Raw genomic sequence first — 20,640 nt, forward strand, 5'->3', positions numbered from 1 at the left:
TTGTCACCACAAACATAGCAATCAGACTAATCCTACCAGTATACTCCCATTTACACTCTTGGACCTTATAGTAGCCCTCCTTTCTTTTTGTAATCTGTCGAATCCTTCGTAGCGACAATGAAAACAAGCACGTTTTTATCAGTTATTAGCAATCATCACCTTTGAATCAGATGAATTGTATCATTAAAGTAACCTCTATACTTTCCTCCCTCAGGCACAAATACGCCTTTTATTTCTTTAGAAGCAAAGTCATTACCAGTATAATAAATGCCAGAAGCTCCTACATGCCAGAAACCTGCCTTATAAACACAAACAAACTGAATGGTAGGTATATAAAACGTTGATTGCCCTGCTATATTATTATTCCAATAGTTCCCAGCCTCAATTCTGCATACCTGTGTTCCCACATTGCGTTGTTTATGCATATTGCTCCCGTTTGCATCATGATAAAAATAATAGTTATCATTCAGGTAGCAAACTTCCAAAGCACATCCATTCATTCCTCCTGTCACTACAACCGTTCCATCCTGAATAGGAGTTTGTATCCCCACATATCCGGCATTGCCCTGCACATATGGAAAATAAAAATCTGTTGAGTGATGATTAGCAATGTCCCAATAAAACACTCCATTCTTCAACTGTTCATTTATCTGTACAGTACATCCTAAAGGAGTTTGAACTAAATTACGTGTATCAACAAAAAAATGTTCGCTACTCAATACTGTTTGCGGATTTGTTCTTAACTGTGTCAGTCCCATATAAAATATAATTATAGTCTCCTACTCTATTTACTATCAGGATTTTCGGATTCTTCCTTATAAGCTTACACCTCAAAAGTAGAAGCTTTACTGACGACAAACAACTATTTTCTCTTATTGAATTGCTATTTCTTCTGACTACCCCATTAATTTTTTAATATGAATGATAACCGATATAAACCGAGCAAGTCCACCTTTCCCCACCGGGAAAGCATGGACCTGCAACAAACAAAACAAGCAAGGGGAAGCGTCTGTCACAGATAGCTTCCACACGATTAAGATATATGATTATTCTAAAATGATATTGAATGTGTAGTTATTGTTTCGGCGGAGAGAATAGTCATTGATATCACTCCTGCCCAGATCAATGATTTTTGTATACTCAGTCCCCCCTTTCGTTGCTTTTATTTGGAGTTGCGTGCGTTCATCCCGGTTTGTTCCTGTGGTTACATTTTCCGCCATATAATAATAACGATAAGAAGAAGTTGTTCCCAATGTTCCGGCAGTGGTGATCACCTCTTCCGTATAATCACCGCTTTCCGGTGCCAGATACGTATCCGAAGGGAATAGATAACCTTTGGTCTGCGCCCGCTTCAATTGAATTTTCACGTTGCTGAATACTCCTGCCGTCTTGGCCGAAACAGCTATGTTGAGCCTGCATACCAGACGTCCCAATACCACATTCACAGCGGTAGTTCCGGTAGTAATCTCTCCTTCATAATAGCCGAAAAGACATACATTCCGGTCAGCACTCCGTTCTTTCATCCAGCCCATATCTACCACCAGACTTTTGAAACCATTCAGGTTATCAGGCCACGCGGGAGTCTCCGCATCCGTCAGATTGCCTACTATGCAAAGGGTACTGCGCCCGGTCCTCAGTGCGACTCCTTCAAGCGTTGTATTGAGCACCGGCGTGGCCAGCACTATCTGTTCACTGCCGATCAGGATACCTTCACGGTCAAACTGCAGAATCCACAAATTACCAATCAGGTTTTCATAATCGGGTGCCATCGGCTGCTCCGCACGGGTAACCGCATCATTGGTAAAAGAAGCGGCAGTGAGCCCAACCGACACTTTTACCACGTCCTCTTCCTGATCCATCGGTTCATGGGATATGCAGGCACCCAACGTAAGCAGACAAACACTAAAAACGATATATCCAAATCTTTTCATGGGACTATTATTAAGTATTACTCTAATTTGTTCATTTCACCACAGATTACACAGATTAACACAGAACTTTTAATCGTAGATATCAACGAGATAAATTATAAATCTGTGTTAATCTGTGTAATCTGTGGTGAGCTCTTATGTATCCATTTCCACATTTTCCGTCCACGAACGGTTTTGCCAGGTCAGTACAGTCACCCCGTTACTGATCTTCACCGTAGCGGTATAGTTATACGAATGCCCTGCTGTCAGATACAAACCGGTCAGTAACATCTGATACTGAGTGGGGTTACCATTCACTTTCAGATTCAGCAACACGCTGATAGAGTGCGAACGTGCATCTGTGGGCAATATGCCGGTATGTGCCATCAGGCTGTTATCGGCATTTTGGGTGGCTTGTGTGATACGTACCGATGCACTTTGGTCGCCCACTTTCACGGGCAGCACCTCTCCATTCACCCAGTCAAAACTGGTTGTATTGTCCAGTGGTTGCTGTATGCCACTGATTTCAATTCCTTCGGCAAGCATCTCCAAGGAGTGTACGCCCTCACCCGCTTTGACAGTAAACTGCATCCGTGCCGTCTGGTTGATGATGGGGGGCAGATACAGGGTCTGAACATTGTTCAATGTACCCCCTTCATCAATTTTCGTAATGGTCACCGCTGTCATGGCTGTTTGCGTATACCGGTCGTCGGTCGCAAGCAGATATTCTCCATTACCGATATTGACAAAACCCTTTGAGTTTAAGGCCTTGGCAGGTGACAGGATTCTGAAGTAATAAGTACCCGCCTTCATATAAAGAGGAGTGCTGCTTGAAGATATTACCGTCCCGTCGTCGTCTACCTCGCAGGGATAAAGCAAACTGCTGCCTGACGTACCGGCGTTACGTACCAGATAGGCTTTGGAATACTCTTCCATTAAGTTCTTGGTATTATCATATACCACCAGTCGTATCGTACTCCCGTCTTCCAGCAGATAAATCGGTTTATCCTGCAATGTTTCACTATCCTGTGCCGTTGCACGGGTACGGACCGAAGGAAGCATAGAAGCGTAATATCCGCCGGCAATGGGATTCACCTGTACCAGTTCCTCCGTATTCTCCTCTTCGGGAGAGGCAGGGACACATGCCGTACAGAGCAGAACCATGATTACATACAACCAACTTTTGAAGACAATCATTCTTTTCATACTTACCATTTTATTGTGAAGTGACATCCCGCACACAACGGACGGAAACGCCGGCAGCCCTTGGCGTGTCATATACCGCAAAGTAGCGACGACTATCATTGCCCGTATATTTAAACGAAGCAGCATACATATAAGCACCGTTAGGGGTCGATGTCGCATATACTACCTCAGCACCGGCATTATACAGTGCCGCTTGATTGGGATAAATATAACCGGAAACAGGCAGATTGATAAAATCACTGGGATGCACCCAATCATAATCCGTATTACAGGTATTTATATTCAGGTCGGCATCTTTATCACATGGAAACCTCGAGATTGTAACATAGGCGCGATAGCGTGTTCCATAATCCGTTACAGACTGATTGTCTCCAACCATCCCCACCGTCCACATCAGGCGATAAGCTTGTGAAGTTCCCTGATACTTAATTGCATAAATGACTCCATACGGTGCACCACTTGCCCGTTGGCATACATAAACTGTTCGGGCACCTGCCTCCGGGTCATTCGAAGCAACTTCCCTCCAGGACGTTCCGCTATGTTTTGCAAATGTCAAGTCGCCATATTTCTCTGCCGTAGGCATAATTCCATCAAAATCCGCCTTAGTAGGCACGCGCCAGCCCGTCGGACAAGGGTCATTCTTTGTGTTCTTCCAATAAGTAGAACTGGTAGCGGCAGTATTATCCCAATCACCACCGATCATAACGTAACTAAATGTCTTACCGACATCTCCCGGATTAAGCGCTAAGGTTCCCACCGCAGGCCGCCCGACAGGAGCATCGTTTTCATGTCCCACTATCTGTGGGTAAGGTTTTGCACCCCCGTCTCTATCAACCATACTTTTAGGTCTTTGACGCGTCACTCCGTCACTTCCCCTATAGTTTACTGTTTTAGGCAGATAATATGGAATACTTCTTCCCATCTGATACACATATCCTCTGGCTCCTTCCCATCCCTCGGCGGTTGTCATATCCGCACTGGTAGCTCCGAGATTCCGGTCCATCCACATTAGGCCGTTAAAAGTCAGGGGTTGCCCCAGATATTGCGAATCATCATCATGTTCGATCCAATCGTACCGGCGGGGAATAATAGTAATAATCTGTACATCACTGTTAGTGATCGTAATGGTGAGTGTATACTCGTAATTGGGCAGGAAGCGGAAAGGCTCCGTCACGGTTTGACCACTTTCATCTTTCTGAACGTTCCCGTCATCTCCCATAACCGGAACACGAATTTCATACGTATCCGTTCGATCTCCACTGTTCGTTCCCGTCGTAGCTACTTTTATTTTAAGTCCCTCCGCAGCCGTGGTTAGAGTCGGGAATATCAGGCATTCGGCAGCCGCACTGCCCGATTGCCCGTCTATAGTTACAGACTGCACACTTTCCGTCACATCTTGAGAGAATCCGCTGCCCAGAACCGCACGGTCACTTTTCCCTCCCGTATGGCTGTATTCTCCGGTCGAAAGCAAGAGCGCTCCTTCGCTATAATCACTGACAGAGATACCCTTCAATTGGATATCTTGCAATACATCCGTATCCGTTGAACCGCTTTCCGGCTTTTGCTTCACCACCTCAAACTTCAACTTCGACAAAGTATGCTTGAAGGGTAAGGTAATCACTCCCGAGTTGATACCCGATTGTCCTGTCAGCACAGCACGGCGCAAGTCGGGCAGTGCTCCTCCGGCAGAGGAAGTGACGTTGCAAACAGGTACGCCATCTGCTTCGGAACTGCATGCCGGCAGAGTCGTATTACCGTATGTCAGTGCATAAAAGTCGAGGGTTCGGCCTTCAAAACGGTCTTCGTCAGTATCTGCACTCAGATATTCTATCTGATGTGTGCCGTCCGCATCCACGGCCTCCGTGCCTTCCTGCCCATCCATCGTAGAGAGTCTGCTGCTCCACGAACTCCCTATAAGTCCGTATAGCCGGTATTTAGTGCCGGCTGTGAAATGATTCACCGACACATCTCCCGCACGGGTGATGGCCTGCTCTTCACTCGAGGAGAGTGTAAAGCTGTCACCACCCTGCGCAGGTATGTGTTCCTCTTCGGGAGTGCAGCCGGTAACCAGTGCAGCAGTCACGGCTACGGTTGAAAGAAAGAATCGTATTATTGTTTTCATATATTCAGCTCTTTTTATTTAGATTCACCACAGAGGACACAGAGGGCACAGAGTTGGAGTATTTAAGTTTACAGCCCCTCCCCTGTTCATCGTTCCCTGTTCACCGTTCCCTGTTCACCGTTCATCTATGTACTTGGAACCGGTTCAGGAACCACCACGGGAATGGTCATTTTTCCTCCATCCCCCCACTCTTTCTCTTCGCCTTCCAGCGTAAAAGAGTCGATATCAAAATTGAGAGTGGTTCCATACGACTCTCCGGCTTGCAACTGAGTTACCGGGGTTCCGGATTGATCCATGAAATTCAGATTGCCATCCAAAACAGGAAAGCTTGCCTTTCGCGCTCCGGTCGTAAAATTTACATCCTTGGCCACATCCGCTGTCAACGTAAGCCCCGGTGTACCCACAGAGGAAATATCGGTCAGCAAGTCGTTCGTCGCACAGGGTATCAGATAGAATACCGCAATCTGCGTATCCTCCGTACTCAATATCTGACCGGGATGATCGATAACCAAATCGGCGGAAGCCGGAGCCCCTACATAGTGTTTCACCCCCGTATCCCATTTCACCCCTCCGCACACTAACCGTGAGGGTACTGTCAACTTGAGGTTCTTGACATACAGCTTACCGACCGTGTTGTCCGTACGCCTTGCCTTGAGCACGATGCGTACGGCGGCATGCGCGAACTCCAACGCCCGCCCGAAAGGTTGCTTCCTGCTGCCCGTAACTCCATTCGGAGTAACCAGCACATCGGTCAGCCCTGCTCCCGAAGACGGTAACGAATAGGTGCCGTGACCATCTGCCATAGTCATGGCCGAAGGGCAAAGTCCCATCACCACCACCCGGGAGTTATCAGCCGGATAATCCGCTTCCGTATTATAGGGTGCATCGGCGTAATCACCGATCCCCCCTGCCGGAGTGGAGGTTTTATAAGGAGAGCCCAATGTCCCCGCACTGAAATCCGTCTCTTTCCAGAACAGCAGTAACGGAGTGCTTTCGCTGCCTGCCACCCCATCCGTACGGGTGAGAGCTACCTCCATGGGTATCTCCTGTTCGTACTCTCCTTCTCCGGATGCACACGAGGCAGACAACAGACACAGGCAAAGCAGCAGGCATGCCCGGCAGAATCCACTCTTTTTTTCTTCTTTATTCATAGTTGTATGCTTTCTTTTTCAGCTTTCACCACAGAGCAACACAGAGGGCACAGAGAACATATTTTTCTCTTCAATACCCTATAAACAAGAGATTAAAACTTCGTGTCGCTCTGTGGTGAATCATATTTATTTTCCTTTCTACGTCGGCCTGACTGTGATTGTATTACCCGAACTCGTCACCCAGTCCGTCACTTTCATCGTGGCACGCATCGGCTGCGGCAAAGCGGCCGAAGGCAGGCTGAACCGGGTAATACGCAGCAGATAATAACGGTTGCGCAAAATGCCGGAATCCGTACTGAAAGCAATTGTGCCGTCGGCAGCAGTTGCACCGTCTATATAAGTGTAATAATAACCGATCCCGCCTTCGTAAGCGGTAAAATCAGTACGTTTCAGGGTACCCGCACCGATGGCGGCCTTCATGCCCGCATAGCTGTAACAGTCACTCCCGTTGGTAAAGTAAGTGCCTGCCGCATGTGCTTCCGCCTCGGCAAGTGTCGTCGTTGCGGGCAAGTAAGTAGCGGCATCGGCGGGAGATGTCAGGGTTTGCGTGGTTCCGACCCCGGTAATAATCTGTTTGGGGACAAACTTCGCCGCTACCAGCAGATGGGTAGCCACCAGGCGGGGAATCTCCGCTTGGGTTGAACTGAGCGTTCCTGCCAGATCCAGCCCGCCTTCAAGAGAGGCGGTAGAAGTGGCAGTCGTGTTCTCCGGACAATACAGTCCACCGGTATAAGCGCCGCTTGTCGAGGGGACAGTGGTCGTAGCATTGTATCGGGTGGCGTCATACGCTTCCGGAGCGCTACCTTCTGCCCAGACACTGCCCAAGGTACGGTAAGCGAATTGCTGTTCAGGCACATCGGGTGCCGACACATAATTGCCGCCACCATCTTTTACCACATACGGGTCTACTTCATAGTTAGGATCTTTCCCATCCGAAGGCGCATTCAGATACACCTTCCGGTTCACCGTATTGAGGGCATACCGCACTTCCGACAAACGGATCCAGCCCGGATCATCCGCCGGACGAGCCGCATTGTCGGACATCCGTACATACGCCCCTCCGTCGTCCGTATAGGTATCGCACACCAGCAGCACTTTAGCCACCACCCTTTCGAGCGCGACAGGCGAGGCCGTAAGATCTATATTCACATCGGTACCCGCACTGACCGTTACGGCATCGGCGGCTTTTCCGATCATGGCAATGCCCTCCGCCTGACGGGCAAACTGTCCGATCACTTCGTCATATCCGTCTCCGGCAGCGGTATACAATCCCAGGCCTCCCGCCTGCCCGCAAATGGCATGCACCTGGCCGGGCAACAGATTGGCACCCACATAGACCTTCTTCCGTCCGGGAGCAGTCGGTATGCGGGCCTGATACACGTCCGTCGCACCACTTGTAGCGCCGTAAACCACTTCGTACTGCACATCATTCCAATCTTCGTTTCCGCTCCCGTCGACAGATACCAGAAAAACGGCGACAGAAGAGATCTTTTCCTCAACCGCTTCGCCCGCCGATACGGCCGCCCGGGTACTTGCTCCCGCCACCCGCACCGAGAAACGGACACACGCCGTCACCCGATCCGTCCCTGCCGGAGTGCCCGGCATATCGGTATCGTCGGAACATCCACATGCCAGCAGGCAGAGCAGAAACCGAAAAAACAAGATAAATATGCTGCCTTTACAGTTGTGCATCATTCAGTCTGATAATCCATCCGTTAATGTTCAGCGCCTCCAGCCTTCCCATCGGGGTAAGGTAGAAAATCACGTTGAACTGATCTTCGTAATCAAGGTAATCCTGGTCGCTGAGCTCCACACCGCTGCTCTCTTCAAACAGGGGACGCGTCATCAGCAGATAATGCGTCAGGTCGACGTCCACTACTTTCTGTCCCGAGGTGCGGTCCGTCACCACCAGACGGGCCTCCTGCCCTGCCAGTAGGCGCAATGTATTCAAGCGGGCACGTGCCAGGCTGACTTCTCCCGTACGGGTGGCCGCCGGTTCCGTTTCGGACGCGGACTCCGTATGGTAGGCGGCATAAGTCACCCGGTTGCCCGTTATTATCTCGTTGTCGGCATTCAGGTGACCGTTATCCGCCAATAGGGTAAAGTCATAATCATCGGCATCCAGCCCCTCGCCCGAAGTGTCGTGCAGGGTGATGATGAACCGGTTGCTGTCCTTCAGCATCGGCACACTGACCGATGTCAGTTCCGAAGGCTGTATCCGGCTCAGCCGGACATGCCCATACCACAGGTGTCCCAGTTCGTCATCCTGACGTCCGTCCCCGTCACGTTCCAGCCAGAGTACCAACTCGTCACGGGTCGAACTGCCCGGTGTGAGCTGCGGTATCCGGTAATGCCGGTTGTCCCCTCCCGCCCAGAACACCAGTTCGTAAACATCTCCGTCTTTATACTCCAGTGGCAGGGTAATGATAGATCCGTTTTCAGTCAGCGATTGCCTGTTTTCAGTGTGCAGGCAGACAAACTGTCCCTGTGCGTCGAACACGTAGAAGGACAATGTGTCAATCTCGTCGGTGATGATGCCTATCCCGCTACCGGGCTGTATCTGTGCATGCAATGCAGGCTGAAGACGAATACGAAAACCACTGGGACAGTCGCCGCGATCGTCCTTGGTCCACGAGCAGGCGGATAAGCCCGCCAACAGGCAAAACCATAAGAACGGCAGAAGCCGACTGCCGGAATGGGAGAAACAGGAGGTCTGAAAGTTATCGGACATGGTTGGGGAGATTTTATGATTGAACAAGAGGGTTCACCACAGAGGACACAGAGGACACAGAGTTTTAAGCTCTTGTTTATAGGGTATTGAAGAGAAAAATATGTTCTCTGTGTACTCTGTGTACTCTGTGTACTCTGTGTACTCTGTGGTGAGTGGGTTAACGTCCCAATACGGCACTATTCGCGCGTACTATCCAGGGTTTGATACTTAACTTCACATTCAGCAATACGGTGGTCGGATCATCGGTTTCGGTATCGGTGATGATATCTTCGGTTACACCGTCTTTGCCCACACCTTGAATACCGGTGACGGTTACTTGATAGACATTGTTGCGGACAATGCCGAACTCCATCACGTCTTCTGCCACATTTTCCGAAGGGATGTGCTTGATCCAATACGGATAATAACAAACGAACTTGCCATCTGCACTCCCTTTTTTGAAGCACTGGACGTCGTTCTTCTTCAGGTCAGCAGGGGCACCACTGGCAGAGCTGGAAGTAGTTCCGTCCGCCAGCAATACGCCGGCTTCCTTCAGCGCTGCAATATCCTTGTAAAAGATGCCGGAATGATAGAAGATTTCAGACATGCTGGTAAATGTGGAGTTCTCTTCCACACCACCACTACCAGTCTTTTTTTGCATCATTTTACTCGGAGCTATTTCCGCTTTAAATACGATACCGGTTGTATATCCGTTCTTCTGTTTATCCTTCAGCATCGTGTTTTCATAGCAGTAAGCGGCGACTTTGGTTTCTGCCGCACTGGAAGAATAGCCCGGCATATCCGTATAAGTTCCTGAAAAAGAACCGAAAGACGACAAGCTGAATGCGCCTGATCCTTGCAGATACCAGGTGGCATAGTCACTGGCTAAAGCTGCAGGTGTGCTGGTGTAAGTTTTATTATACGTTTTCGGATCTACCACATACGGCAATGAAGTGCTTGAGTTACCATAATTTGCCTCGGTCAAAGGATTCGTTGCAGTGCTTTCTTGATCCACATGACGGAAATAATACCCCTCTTTCCGTGCGTTGACTACATAATAGCCTTTCAGGGTGATATCCGTAATATTGCCGATAGCAGTCACTGTGGTAGAAAACGAAGTGTATTTATTAGCGGCAGAAGCCACATTGGTTCCTTCCGCCTTCACCGTAATCTTTCCCATCATACGCTCTACGGTTGCCGCAATGGTTTGTTCCGGATCTTTGGTGATCGTCTGGGCAATATAAGGAAGAGTATTCGTATTATCACTGTTGGGAGAACGGCTCGCCATCACCAGTCCGGCGTCCGGCACAGCGGCTATCACGCCCGTAGCTTCAGCCGTTGTCTTTGCAAGGAAATCGGTTTCGGTCAAGTCACCCTTCTTGCTGTTATCTACTCCATTGACCGTACCGTTCACCACAATGTAAATACGATAGTCTCCCGGGGTCAAGGCTGTTTTCTTACTGGTCCATACAATCGTTTTAGCGTCGGCAGTGCTGGCTGTCATTTGTGTAAACTGGTCGATGGAAATAATCTCTTTCAACTTAGCGCTACCAAAGCTACTACTCGCTCCTCCCGGAAACAAATACAGGTTGGCGGTCTTCACTTTGTATTCATCCTCCGAACCGGCTTCAGTAGTGTTATCGTCAGTATCTGCCGTCGTACCGGCTCTTGTTTCCGCCACGCCGTTCGGCACGGCAATGGTCACTGTGGTATAAGCTCTCGCTTCTTCCGGATTCTCTCCGCCCGGGATGTCCGTATCGTCGGAACAGGCGGACCAGGTTGTCAGCAGCAAAGCAGCCAACCCCATCATACTCATGTACTTTAGTCTTTTCATTTCTTTTTATATTATGTGATACACTTATTGCGTTATACCGGTTGTCGCGGCCCGTTGTTCCGCATTCATCTTTTTAAGGTTCTCTTCCGCCTCCCGGTTTCCGGCTTTCGCCGCTCTGTGCAGCCATATCCCGGCCTCTTTGTCGTCTCCGCACAACAGATGGCATACTCCCCGTGCGTTCCACGAACGTTCGTCCGCCTCTACTGTTTTCAGCAGCCGGAATGCTTCTTCATAATCCCGCACCCGAATGGCAGCTATCGCACGGTTCACCGTATCCGCCACACTGTCAGGACGGTTGGCATACTCCACACGGATGTAGCAGGCATCGCGCAACTGCGGATAGAGCACATCCAGCACCGAACGGTACGGACGCCCTCCCGCCAAAGCTTTCAGCCTGTCGTTCCGTTCTTCCTCCGGATGGCTGCGAAGAATGGCAAGCACCTCCTCTTTATACGTCATGTCGCTTTCATTTACCAGTTCGGCCAGCCTGCCCCAGTCTACTCCCCCGGCATTCAGTTCAAACAACGATACAGGCAGGTTCATACGGCCCGAGAGAGCATGTCGCAAAGCCTCGGCACGTTTCGCCGACAACTTCCGGTTCAGCTCCGTCGCTCCTTCGGGCGAAGCATATCCGGTGATCGAGATACCTTGCAGGGATGCGCAACTGTCCGCACGCAGCAATCCGATGGCTTCCGTTATCCGGCGCAGATTTCCGGCATTGGCCGAGTATAGTGTATCCACCACTGCCGACGCCGCACGGAAACGAATACCGATGCCGCTTTCACGCAGGGGACGGCTGCCCGCCTCACACAAGAACGGATAGTCAGCCGCATGTTCCGCTACCGACCGGCTCACCTGCGGAGCAACCTCACAAACCGAGGGACGATAGGGCAAAGCCACCGGAAAAGCACCGGAGGAAACGACGCTCCCCACCGTCTGTACCCGGCAGCAACCTTCCCGGTCGATGTCGAGCCGCAGGTTCAAACCACTCTCCATCCACGGAGCATAGCGCAGCGTATCGGTATACAAGAAGGTATCTCCATTGCGGGCGGTCAGCCGATGACCCGCCTCACCGGCACTGCCTTTCAAGAGACGTTGCTGCCTCGCCCTGCGTGCCATGATGCGCCCCGTCACCACAAACGGGCTGAGCAACACGCTATCCGAGGCATTGCCCAGACAAGGGGTAATCACCCAGCGGTGACGGGCACGCACTGCGCGGGGGGCTATCTTTATGGCAAACGAGACATATACCTGTCCACCCGCACGCTGCATTCGGACAGCAGTAAGGGCCACTCCTCCGGACGGCCCCGCCGCACGGGCAGACGGCATGCCGGAACACAGGGCAAAGGCCGCCAGGCAACAGGCTGACGCCAAAGCCTTCCGAAAGCATATTCTTAAACGGGTCGGTCGTATCTTCTCTTTCATAAAACTTTTCATTTTAGCATATAAATCAAGCTGACGCCCACACGGGTCGGTGCCAGGAAGTTTTTCTTATCCGCTCCCCGATATTCGCCACAGGCAGGGCAATTAAAGCGTTTGTACTCGGCATGTACCCATCCCGCGCCTACGGTAGCCTCCAGATTCCAGCGTTTGCCCAGCACCCACGAGTAGCCGTATGAAAGCCCTGCCATCACCGCCCATCCCTCGTAGCGGGAAGAGGCCGAATGGGAGACAAAAGGCAGACGCACCCGGCTCAGGTTGTACTCTCCCCCTCCGGCATGCACGCCCAGAAAATGCCCGTAGAACGATTGGCAAAGCCAGTAGCGCGCCTCCCCCTGTGCCATCCAGAATTTCCACTTCCGGTTGTTCTCAAAGCTCCACGGACAGGCGCTTCCCGAAACATCGAGTGTCCATCGGGAGGCCAACGCCCACTCGGCGGCAAGCGAAGGAGCGGTCGCGACATCGTGCAGCAAATTGGTTTTAACTGCTGCCCTCTGTGCCAGCACGTTGCCCGAAACAAGCAAAAGCAATATGAATAGTTGTTTTTTCATTCTGTTAGTTTATCTGAAACAAACCGGCAATCCGTTCATAAATCGGTCAGAGGTATCTCCGACAGGTAGACGCGGGTCATCTGGTTGATGATCCCCAACTTATGCGCGGCATGGTGATAGCGTGCGTACATTTTCTCACAATCCGGTTGATTGCAATTCAGATGTTGGTCCGTGGCTTCCATTACATGGAGCAGGGAAATTTGGAAGAGGGGACGGGTCAGCTCATAGATTTCCGGAGTGACATCACCGGCATGATCCGCCTTGACACGTATCAGCCCTGCGGATTCCAATTGCCCCAGAAGTTCGTCAAGAGGCTTACAACTACCTTCTAATTCCTGGAAGTTTACTGTTTCCTGAAGGGAAATATGACGCAAGACAGATATGGCTGTCAAAGTTAACGGCGTAAGCATAAGCTATTTTGTTTTGTTGTGTGATCGTCCGTTACTTTGTAGGTAACGGTAATTAACATAAAATAGATTCGGATAGCGTTCCTGACAGGACACTGAGATTTAAATAATAAAAAACATCTGATGATGGCAATAGAATAATCATCCGCGTTAAATAACAGTAAACGTGGCCAACCCCTCTTATAGTTTTTTTAGGAGAAAATAGGGAAAACTAATGCAAAGCATGCATCTTTTTTAAAATTAATTGCCTTTTTTATAAAAAACTTGTCTTTTTATTTGTTTGTGTGAAAAATAATATCCAATTTTGCAGCAATAATTCATTGCCGTTACCTACAAAGTAACGGTCTATACACTTCTCTGATTACAAGCATAATACACTCTATTTTTCGTTTTTCAAACCGCATTCAGCACATACCGGATTATCTTCCTGTTTGTCCGATCTACTTCCCTGTCCCCGAAAGGCTTCAGGTAAGTTTCGGTCACCTTCACCGAGGAATGTCCCAACGCACGGCTGATAACTCCTACGGGAGTCTCCTGATGAAAAGCGACCGTGGCCCACGTATGGCGGGCGGTGTATGAACTGAGCCTGCCTCCCAGTTTCAACTCCACCGAAACCCGTTCCAACTGCCGGTTCAGGTTACGCAGGGCACATTGATATTCCTGATAAGGAGTGGGATTTTTCTTTGTATGCCGCTTTCGGGTACGGGGTTGCCCCAGGATAGGCAGCAGATAGCTCGGATGGCAGTTCTCAGCCATCCTCCTGTTAATAATTTCCATCGCCTCATGCGGTACGGTAATGGTCACCTCCTGCCCCGTCTTGTGGCGGCAGTAGGTCAGCACTCCTTTATCGAGATTATTCCTGCGCAAGTGAGCCAGATCGACAAACGGGATTCCCCGAAGCATAAACATCAGCACAAACCAGTCGACGGCTTTCCCTGAAGCGTCTCCGTCCGGATGTCCTGCCATCCGGATCATCCGCCCCACTGTCCCCGGACTGACAGCACGTTTCACGTCGGAGCGCGTACCGGTGTATACCTTATCGAAAAGCCCGGTCACATATCCCGGGCGGCCTTTCATCCCCCTGTTGTAGCCCGCACGCAAGGCACGCATGTAAGTCGATACCGTGTTCCAGCTCAACCGTTTTCCCAGCAGCCAATGTTCATACTTGTCCAGAAACACCGGACTCACCTCTTCGAATCCGATCTCCTCTTTTCCTGCACTCTCCCTAAGCGTACGCAGCATATTATGGTAGATACGCCGGGCCGGTTCACGCCCCTCTTCTTTGAGCCTTTCGATCTCCGAAATCATAAATACTGTTAATGTTTCATTCATCTTATCCATTGTTTTTAGTTTACAAATCTCCTTTAGATATAAATTGTGTAAATAGCCGGATAATAGAATCTATATCTTTACAAAAAACATCTAAAGAGACTTTGCAGAACAATCCCCGGGACGATATGCTATACTCTTTTTGTATATCTTTGCCGATCCTAACGTCGTTTTAACAAACATTGGCATCCGCCATCCCATACAAACCTCAAAGTAAAATGAAAAAGAGCATTCAAGACCTGAAAGAGTCATTAAGAAAGAAGGAAGAGAAACAACAGCGACTGCGTGAAAAAGAAGAATCGATAGAAAAAGACATCCGTGTGCTGCGCTACCTGATAGTTAGGGAGGAACAAGCCGCCTCACCACAAGCCCCCCGGAAACGAAAAATCACCCGAAAACAGGTAGGCAGCTTTTTCAGCCGGATCGCCCTATTTTATGAAGACCTGCAACGACGCCTGAACCTCCGCATCACTTACCGCTGCTTCTGCCGCTGGCTCTGCACCCGCTACGAGTTTGAGTCACGCTATCGCGACCGCCACAAGCTGTCGCCTTGCACGGTACTGGGATATTTTAAGAGAGAAAGGGGTGGATGAAGGGGAAGTAGCCTCTGCTCTTTAATTTCGTATCGCCCGTACACTTCTGTGAGAATCCGTGTAATCTGTGGTGAGTTATCCTCCTATCACCCACTTCCCAATATTCCGTTCTTCCTTCTCGAAGGCTACACCCACCTTCACTACTTTCCGCCCGTCCGCCTGATAGGGCAGCAGATATCCCTTTTCATCAATCTGCCTCAAGGCAGCCTCGGCGCTGTCGTTCAGCTTGAACTCAAACACGTAGATGTAGTCCGGTGTCTTCACCACCGCATCGGCACGCCCCCGGGCACTCCGGACCTCCGTCTCCGTAAACTGCCCCATAAGCTGGAAGACGAGGTAGAACACCGTCTGATAATGCCGCTCCGTGCGGTCGTTCAGGTCATAGGGGATACCGGCAAAGAAGCAGCGCAGGCGCGTGAGGAAAGCGTCTACATCGCCGCTCTCCAACTCGCGGATGAACTTGCCGATATAGAACGAGGTGTCTGTCTGGGCTATAGGAGTGTAGAAGGGACTGACGAAGTTGAGGAAACCATATTTCACCTCCTCGTTGGGGAACCCCAGCGTGTACATCCGGAAGCGCTCGTCGTAGTCCTTAATCGTCAGATATCCGCTCTGATAAATCATGGGTATCGGATTGTTTATATCCGCGCGGTCGTCGCTCAGCGAAGCCTCATTCACCTCAATGCCCTCCATCTCCCTCAGGTCGAAATCGGTCTTCTGCAGCATCTCCACCAGGAAGGTGGGCGTGCCGCTCGCAAACCAGTAATTGCCATACGAACGCTTCTGCAAGGCACTCAACACGCTGAAGGGATTGTACATGGAGGTGAATTCCTCGTCTTTGGTGAACCGGTATCCGTCATATTGGCGAGTCAGCCGGTCCATCACCTGCCGGCAGGTCGCATTACTTTTCACTGCCAAGGCTTCCAATTCGGGAGAGAAGGTAGCTTCTATCTCCGCACGGGTCATACCGCAGAGGGTGTTATAGTCGAGGTCGAAACTGATATCGTTCAGTTGGTTCAGATTACTGAAAATGCCCATTTGCGCGAATTTGGTCACTCCGGTGATGAAGACGAACTGCAACCAGGGGTCGGCATCTTTGAGCACAGTATAGAAAGCGGTCAGCGTCTCCCTGAAATCGTGTTGCAACTCCTGATTGTCGAACGAACGCAGCAAGGGTTTGTCATATTCGTCGATAAGCACCACCACGCGGCGCCCCGTCTGTTCGCAGGCGCGCCGGATGACGGTCATGAAACGTCCGGAGTGCGTAATGCCTTCTCCTCCCGTCCGGTATAACTCTTCCCACTGCCGCAACTGCCGCTCAAGTATATCGACCAGCCCCTCACGACTGTCATACTTCTCCGCATTGAGGCTGAGATGCAGCACGGGATATTGCAGCCACTCTTTTTCCAATTTCTCGATAGCCAATCCGCGGAAGAGTTCCTTCTTACCTTGAAAGTAGGCCTCGAAAGAAGAAAGCAACAGGCTCTTGCCAAAGCGGCGGGGACGGCTCAGGAAACAGGGATTGCCCGCTTGAGCCAGCCGGTAAATCAATGCGGTCTTATCTACATAAAGGAAATTTTCGGAGCGCAGTTTCTCAAAACTCTGTATCCCTATCGGGAGTTTTCTAAGCGGGGCATTGATCGGTGTATCCATGAGGCATTGAAGTTAGTCTTTTGCAAATGTACACAATTATTTTTTAGATTCTCACACGTGGTTACAAAAATGTAAGGGATGCAACAATTGTCCCTTCTTTATTATCCTTATACCTATAGATACAAAGATAACATTTTCTTTTCACCACAGAGGACACAGAGGACACAGAGTTTTAATCTCTTGTTTATATATCCTCTGTGTACTCTGTGGTGAGCCCCAAATACAATCAAGTCAGCGCTGCCATACCGGTTCCTATCAGAGCACATTCCGGTAATGGAGTTCCTGCTCGCGAACTATCTCTCGTAAGTGGTATCCGCAAAGAAACTTTGCAAACGGCGGAAGAAAGAGTCATAGTCTCCGGCGCGAATCTCACGGACAAACTTCTGAACTTCAAACGGAGCTTCTACCTTATCGGTATTCGCATAGTAGGGAAGCAGGAATTTCATGAACCCCTCCTCCACTTCACGGTTCGGGAATCCCAAACGGTAAATTCCAAATTCACGGTCATACCCCTTAATGGTAAGGTAACCGCTTTGATAAATCACAGGAATAGGATTGGTAGAGGAAGAGTCGATGCTGTTCAATACATCCGCATCGGTTTCCACATGCGCCATTTTATGAAGATCATAGTGATGCATCTGCAACAGTTCTACCAAATAGGTAGGAGTACCCGTTTCAAACCAATAATTTCCAAATTTCATTTTATAGAACGTATTCAGCAGGCTGAAAGGATTGTAAATGCCGATCGAATCTTCCACAAAATGATACCCGTCATAGCATTCCTTCAATTCACGGCACACCTCTTCATAACCCATCCTCTGCCTGTCGGCAAGTTCGTACAATTCTTGCTCCAGATTAGTCCGTATTTCCTCTTCAGTGATGCCGCACAATGCCACGTAACGTTCGTCCATCGACAAATCAATCAGATTGTTCAAAGCACTGAACACACTCACTTTACCAAACTTGGTGACACCGGTCAGAAAAGCAAACCGGATGTATCCATCCATTGTTTTGATGGCTCCATAAAAGGCTTGCAACGTCTTGCGAAACTCCTTTTGCAATTCTTCATCCCCGATGGATTGCAGCATAGGCTTATCATATTCGTCGACCAGAATGACTACACGATGCCCCGCCTGCTTGCAAGCACGCTCTATGACACCGGCAAAGCGCAGAGACAAAGAGCGCTCCGAAGGTTCAGCTCCATAGAGTTTCTCCCATGCCACAATTGCTTTCTCCAATATATCCTCAAGACTTTGCAGTGAGTCATATTTCTCTATATTCAAATCCAGATGCAATATCGGGTGTTTTATCCATTCTTTCTCGAGCTTTTCCATCGCCAGCCCTTCAAAGAGCTCCTTTTTTCCCTGAAAATAGGCTTCGAGGGTAGAAACAAGCAAACTTTTTCCAAAGCGACGGGGACGGCTCAGAAAATAATAACTCCCGGTCTTTACCATTTGATAAACCAATGCTGTTTTATCAATATAGAAAAAGCCCTCTTTACGGATTTTCTCAAAATTCTGTATCCCGATAGGATAGATTTTATTGCTCATATTCTTTTATTCCGGATAAATAACAGACAAACTTATAAATACAAAGATAACATTTTCTTTTGTATTTTACGTGTTGTGTCTTAAAAGAATGGTTTTGAGTTCACCACAGATTACACGGATTCTCACAGATTAATAATTTATTTTACTGAGAGTTAAATTAAAATATCTGTGTTAATCTGTGTAATCTGTGGTGAGCCCCAAATACAATCAAGTCAGTGCTGCAATACCGGTTCCTATCAGGTTGGCATTGCTCATGTTATTGATATGAACTTCCACATCTTCCAGTTGGAGCTCGCGAAGAAGTTCCTGCAATTTCTCCATCACAAGAATGTTGTAACTTTTATCTTTCCGGCTCTCACTCCAGAAGAGGCTTCCTTCGGCTATCAGACAAATCCGATGAATATCTTTGTTGTATGATTTCAGCAATGCGATCAGTCCGGCAAGGGACGCGGCAACCAGTTGGGCCGATCTGCTATAGATCCAACGGGCCACCTGCACATAGATATCTTTGTGGATATCCGGATAGTTCATGATGGCAGTCAGCTTCCGGGCATCGAACTTTTCTTCAAATTCATCCAACGGAAAGGCCGCTTTCAAGATATCCCCTAAATACATGCCGGACACCGCTTTCTCAAAACGCTGTTTGCCCATGCTGTCGGACATTGCATCCACCGTATCATCCACCGCTGTCAAGAATGGCGGATGAAAGTTGCCCGACTCCAGATTGACAGGAATCAAACCCTCTACGCTGTATGCCGGATCCAGTTTCTTTATCTTGTCAGCGGGAATAAAAGTGGCCATATTCGTACCGGTCCCGACAATCAGGCCGATATAGGCGTCGTAACTCTTGTCGGTAAGCCCGGCAAACAAACTGGCGATCGTGTCATTCAGAACTTTGATGCCTGTAAACTTTATTTTATTCTTTTCATTCAGATAGTCGAGTAAAGGTTTCCCCACAAACTGCCCGACCATTTTCCGGATATCCACTCCTTTGGTCCAACGAAGCAGCTTTGCATCTCCTCCGGGCACTGATTCGGCGGGATAAGAAAAACAATAGCCAATAGGCATTTCCTCTTCCCGTTTTATCTCCACAATCAGATCGGCCAATTCTTTGAACAGTTCTTCGCGCGTATAGCCGGGCGACTTCATGACGGACATGTCTTTCTTCCAGCCATTGTTCGGGTAGATGACCGGCTTTTCTCGCGTGAAATCGACAATCGCCACCCGGTAGTTGGTACCTCCCAGATCGAGGACTAAGGCCTTCCCTTTGACATCGGCCGCCTTGGGCAGAATAAAGGTAGGAATACATTGTATCTCTGCATTTTTTTTACTTAATCCTTCTTCCACTTTCTCCCGGAATGCATAGGCAATTCCTTTGAGTTGTTCGTTGTCCAGTTTAAAAATATTCTTTTCCATGGTGTTGGTTTTATGTATGGATGATCTTTATTTCTGTAAATAACAACTGAGGAGGATTTTTGCTCAAAACCGGGATAAAAACGATTTCACCACAGAGGACACAGAGGACACAGAGATTAATTGGCTGCGCTCTATTTGTTTTCAGACGAAAGAACAGATGAACCAATAAAGAATTATCTGTTCTTTTGTTCTTCTGTCTAAAAAGACTCTGTGTCCTCTGTGGTGAAAGAACAGAACAATACCCATGCAAGCATTCAGTTCCGTTACATAGTAAAAAAGTCTTTCTCGATAAGCAGAGAATATGCTACTTTGCCACGTAAACAAAAACAACAAGAATGAAAGACTTAAATTTTGACTGGCTGCTGAGTGGAAGCTGCCTGCTGTCGGACGTGGCGATGGCGTATTTTACAACTTGTGTTTATCCCCGCTCGGCGGGCAGACAGATGCGTGAGCAGATAGAACGATATCCGGACTTGCATGCCGAACTACTGGAAGCAGGATACAAACGCTCCAATACACTGCTGACACCCCGGCAAATCTGTATCGTGATACAGCATTGGGGAATGCCCGACACGGTGTACCAATGGCTACGCGAACATCCGGAGGATCGGGTCCAAAAACTGTTCGCCGATCGCAAATTCGGCTGATATATGTTAATATATCTTTTTGCTTATTATTTATTTATGTGCAGGTCTGCCTGTTGGCGGCTTCCGGAACAGCCTCCGTAAACAACTGACGGACAACGGACTACAAACCTAAAAGCTGGTG

At 49.0% G+C, this 20,640-nt stretch carries 16 protein-coding genes and 1 pseudogene; 2 read left to right on the forward strand and 15 right to left on the reverse strand.

Annotated elements, in window-relative coordinates:
* Positions 1 to 155: 155 nt before the first annotated feature.
* From DBK98_RS16385 to DBK98_RS16440, 12 genes are all read right to left on the reverse strand, one after another.
* A complete protein-coding gene (locus tag DBK98_RS16385) occupies positions 156 to 758 on the reverse strand; it encodes a hypothetical protein (protein WP_005777993.1) in 603 nt (200 codons plus the stop codon).
* Positions 759 to 1,046: 288 nt separating this feature from the next.
* Positions 1,047 to 1,949: a DUF4906 domain-containing protein gene (locus DBK98_RS16390; RefSeq protein ID WP_032537101.1), complete on the reverse strand. Its 903-nt coding sequence runs from the start codon at positions 1,947 to 1,949 to the stop codon at positions 1,047 to 1,049.
* 117 nt (positions 1,950 to 2,066) lie between these two features.
* Positions 2,067 to 3,116 (reverse strand): BF2992 family fimbrillin-A clan protein, encoded by a 1,050-nt coding sequence (locus DBK98_RS16395; RefSeq protein WP_032531028.1) that lies wholly within the window; start codon positions 3,114 to 3,116, stop codon positions 2,067 to 2,069.
* A gap of 10 nt (positions 3,117 to 3,126) precedes the next feature.
* A complete protein-coding gene (locus DBK98_RS16400; RefSeq protein ID WP_005806374.1) occupies positions 3,127 to 5,238 on the reverse strand; it encodes a fimbrillin family protein in 2,112 nt (703 codons plus the stop codon).
* A 125-nt stretch (positions 5,239 to 5,363) separates the two neighbouring features.
* A complete protein-coding gene (locus DBK98_RS16405) occupies positions 5,364 to 6,389 on the reverse strand; it encodes a hypothetical protein (RefSeq protein ID WP_005806376.1) in 1,026 nt (341 codons plus the stop codon).
* Between the two features lie 138 nt (positions 6,390 to 6,527).
* Positions 6,528 to 8,081, reverse strand: a complete 1,554-nt coding sequence (locus DBK98_RS16410; RefSeq protein WP_032537112.1) for an Mfa1 family fimbria major subunit — start codon at positions 8,079 to 8,081, stop codon at positions 6,528 to 6,530.
* Positions 8,068 to 9,120: a FimB/Mfa2 family fimbrial subunit gene (locus DBK98_RS16415; protein ID WP_032537102.1), complete on the reverse strand. Its 1,053-nt coding sequence runs from the start codon at positions 9,118 to 9,120 to the stop codon at positions 8,068 to 8,070. Before DBK98_RS16415 ends, DBK98_RS16410 begins: the two co-directional genes overlap by 14 nt.
* A 157-nt stretch (positions 9,121 to 9,277) precedes the next feature.
* A complete protein-coding gene (locus DBK98_RS16420; protein WP_032537103.1) occupies positions 9,278 to 10,933 on the reverse strand; it encodes an Mfa1 family fimbria major subunit in 1,656 nt (551 codons plus the stop codon).
* A 24-nt stretch (positions 10,934 to 10,957) separates the two neighbouring features.
* Positions 10,958 to 12,358, reverse strand: coding sequence for a hypothetical protein (locus DBK98_RS16425; RefSeq protein WP_032537104.1), 1,401 nt, complete (start codon positions 12,356 to 12,358; stop codon positions 10,958 to 10,960).
* Between the two features lie 8 nt (positions 12,359 to 12,366).
* Positions 12,367 to 12,924 (reverse strand): DUF3575 domain-containing protein, encoded by a 558-nt coding sequence (locus DBK98_RS16430; protein WP_032537105.1) that lies wholly within the window; start codon positions 12,922 to 12,924, stop codon positions 12,367 to 12,369.
* A 35-nt stretch (positions 12,925 to 12,959) separates the two neighbouring features.
* Entirely contained in the window at positions 12,960 to 13,334 is a 375-nt protein-coding gene (locus DBK98_RS16435; RefSeq protein ID WP_032537106.1) for a hypothetical protein, read from the reverse strand.
* Between the two features lie 390 nt (positions 13,335 to 13,724).
* Positions 13,725 to 14,672 carry a Tsr25 family tyrosine-type DNA invertase gene (locus DBK98_RS16440; RefSeq protein ID WP_080594274.1) on the reverse strand — a complete coding sequence of 316 codons (948 nt, stop codon included), beginning with the start codon at positions 14,670 to 14,672 and terminating at the stop codon, positions 13,725 to 13,727.
* A gap of 206 nt (positions 14,673 to 14,878) precedes the next feature.
* Here DBK98_RS16440 and DBK98_RS16445 point away from each other — a divergent pair, with 206 nt between their 5' ends.
* Complete coding sequence (locus tag DBK98_RS16445) at positions 14,879 to 15,253, forward strand: hypothetical protein (RefSeq protein ID WP_005806391.1); 375 nt, start codon at positions 14,879 to 14,881, stop codon at positions 15,251 to 15,253.
* A gap of 75 nt (positions 15,254 to 15,328) precedes the next feature.
* On the opposite strand, the gene DBK98_RS16450 is transcribed toward DBK98_RS16445, so the two are convergent.
* From DBK98_RS16450 to DBK98_RS16460, 3 genes and pseudogenes are all read right to left on the reverse strand, one after another.
* Positions 15,329 to 16,906, reverse strand: coding sequence for an AAA family ATPase (locus DBK98_RS16450; RefSeq protein ID WP_005806393.1), 1,578 nt, complete (start codon positions 16,904 to 16,906; stop codon positions 15,329 to 15,331).
* 258 nt (positions 16,907 to 17,164) lie between these two features.
* Positions 17,165 to 18,456, reverse strand: a pseudogene (locus tag DBK98_RS16455) (AAA family ATPase); the annotation flags it as partial.
* A gap of 207 nt (positions 18,457 to 18,663) precedes the next feature.
* Entirely contained in the window at positions 18,664 to 19,872 is a 1,209-nt protein-coding gene (locus tag DBK98_RS16460) for a hexokinase (protein ID WP_032537107.1), read from the reverse strand.
* Positions 19,873 to 20,207: 335 nt separating this feature from the next.
* Here DBK98_RS16460 and DBK98_RS16465 point away from each other — a divergent pair, with 335 nt between their 5' ends.
* Complete coding sequence (locus DBK98_RS16465; protein WP_032537108.1) at positions 20,208 to 20,519, forward strand: DUF4248 domain-containing protein; 312 nt, start codon at positions 20,208 to 20,210, stop codon at positions 20,517 to 20,519.
* Positions 20,520 to 20,640: the final 121 nt, after the last annotated feature.

The organism is Bacteroides sp. PHL 2737, assembly GCF_004115325.2.
GTDB lineage: Bacteria > Bacteroidota > Bacteroidia > Bacteroidales > Bacteroidaceae > Bacteroides > Bacteroides hominis.

Excerpts from the sequence above, each read along its gene's own strand:
- DBK98_RS16385 (WP_005777993.1), bottom strand. The coding sequence starts at position 758 with ATGGGACTGACACAGTTAAGAACAAATCCGCAAACAGTATTGAGTAGC.
- DBK98_RS16395 (WP_032531028.1), bottom strand. The coding sequence starts at position 3,116 with ATGAAAAGAATGATTGTCTTCAAAAGTTGGTTGTATGTAATCATGGTT.
- DBK98_RS16400 (WP_005806374.1), bottom strand. The coding sequence starts at position 5,238 with ATGAAAACAATAATACGATTCTTTCTTTCAACCGTAGCCGTGACTGCT.
- DBK98_RS16405 (WP_005806376.1), bottom strand. The coding sequence starts at position 6,389 with ATGAATAAAGAAGAAAAAAAGAGTGGATTCTGCCGGGCATGCCTGCTG.
- DBK98_RS16410 (WP_032537112.1), bottom strand. The coding sequence starts at position 8,081 with ATGCACAACTGTAAAGGCAGCATATTTATCTTGTTTTTTCGGTTTCTG.
- DBK98_RS16415 (WP_032537102.1), bottom strand. The coding sequence starts at position 9,120 with ATGTCCGATAACTTTCAGACCTCCTGTTTCTCCCATTCCGGCAGTCGG.
- DBK98_RS16420 (WP_032537103.1), bottom strand. The coding sequence starts at position 10,933 with ATGAAAAGACTAAAGTACATGAGTATGATGGGGTTGGCTGCTTTGCTG.
- DBK98_RS16425 (WP_032537104.1), bottom strand. The coding sequence starts at position 12,358 with ATGAAAGAGAAGATACGACCGACCCGTTTAAGAATATGCTTTCGGAAG.
- DBK98_RS16430 (WP_032537105.1), bottom strand. The coding sequence starts at position 12,924 with ATGAAAAAACAACTATTCATATTGCTTTTGCTTGTTTCGGGCAACGTG.
- DBK98_RS16435 (WP_032537106.1), bottom strand. The coding sequence starts at position 13,334 with ATGCTTACGCCGTTAACTTTGACAGCCATATCTGTCTTGCGTCATATT.
- DBK98_RS16440 (WP_080594274.1), bottom strand. The coding sequence starts at position 14,672 with ATGGATAAGATGAATGAAACATTAACAGTATTTATGATTTCGGAGATC.
- DBK98_RS16445 (WP_005806391.1), top strand. The coding sequence starts at position 14,879 with ATGAAAAAGAGCATTCAAGACCTGAAAGAGTCATTAAGAAAGAAGGAA.
- DBK98_RS16450 (WP_005806393.1), bottom strand. The coding sequence starts at position 16,906 with ATGGATACACCGATCAATGCCCCGCTTAGAAAACTCCCGATAGGGATA.
- DBK98_RS16460 (WP_032537107.1), bottom strand. The coding sequence starts at position 19,872 with ATGGAAAAGAATATTTTTAAACTGGACAACGAACAACTCAAAGGAATT.
- DBK98_RS16465 (WP_032537108.1), top strand. The coding sequence starts at position 20,208 with ATGAAAGACTTAAATTTTGACTGGCTGCTGAGTGGAAGCTGCCTGCTG.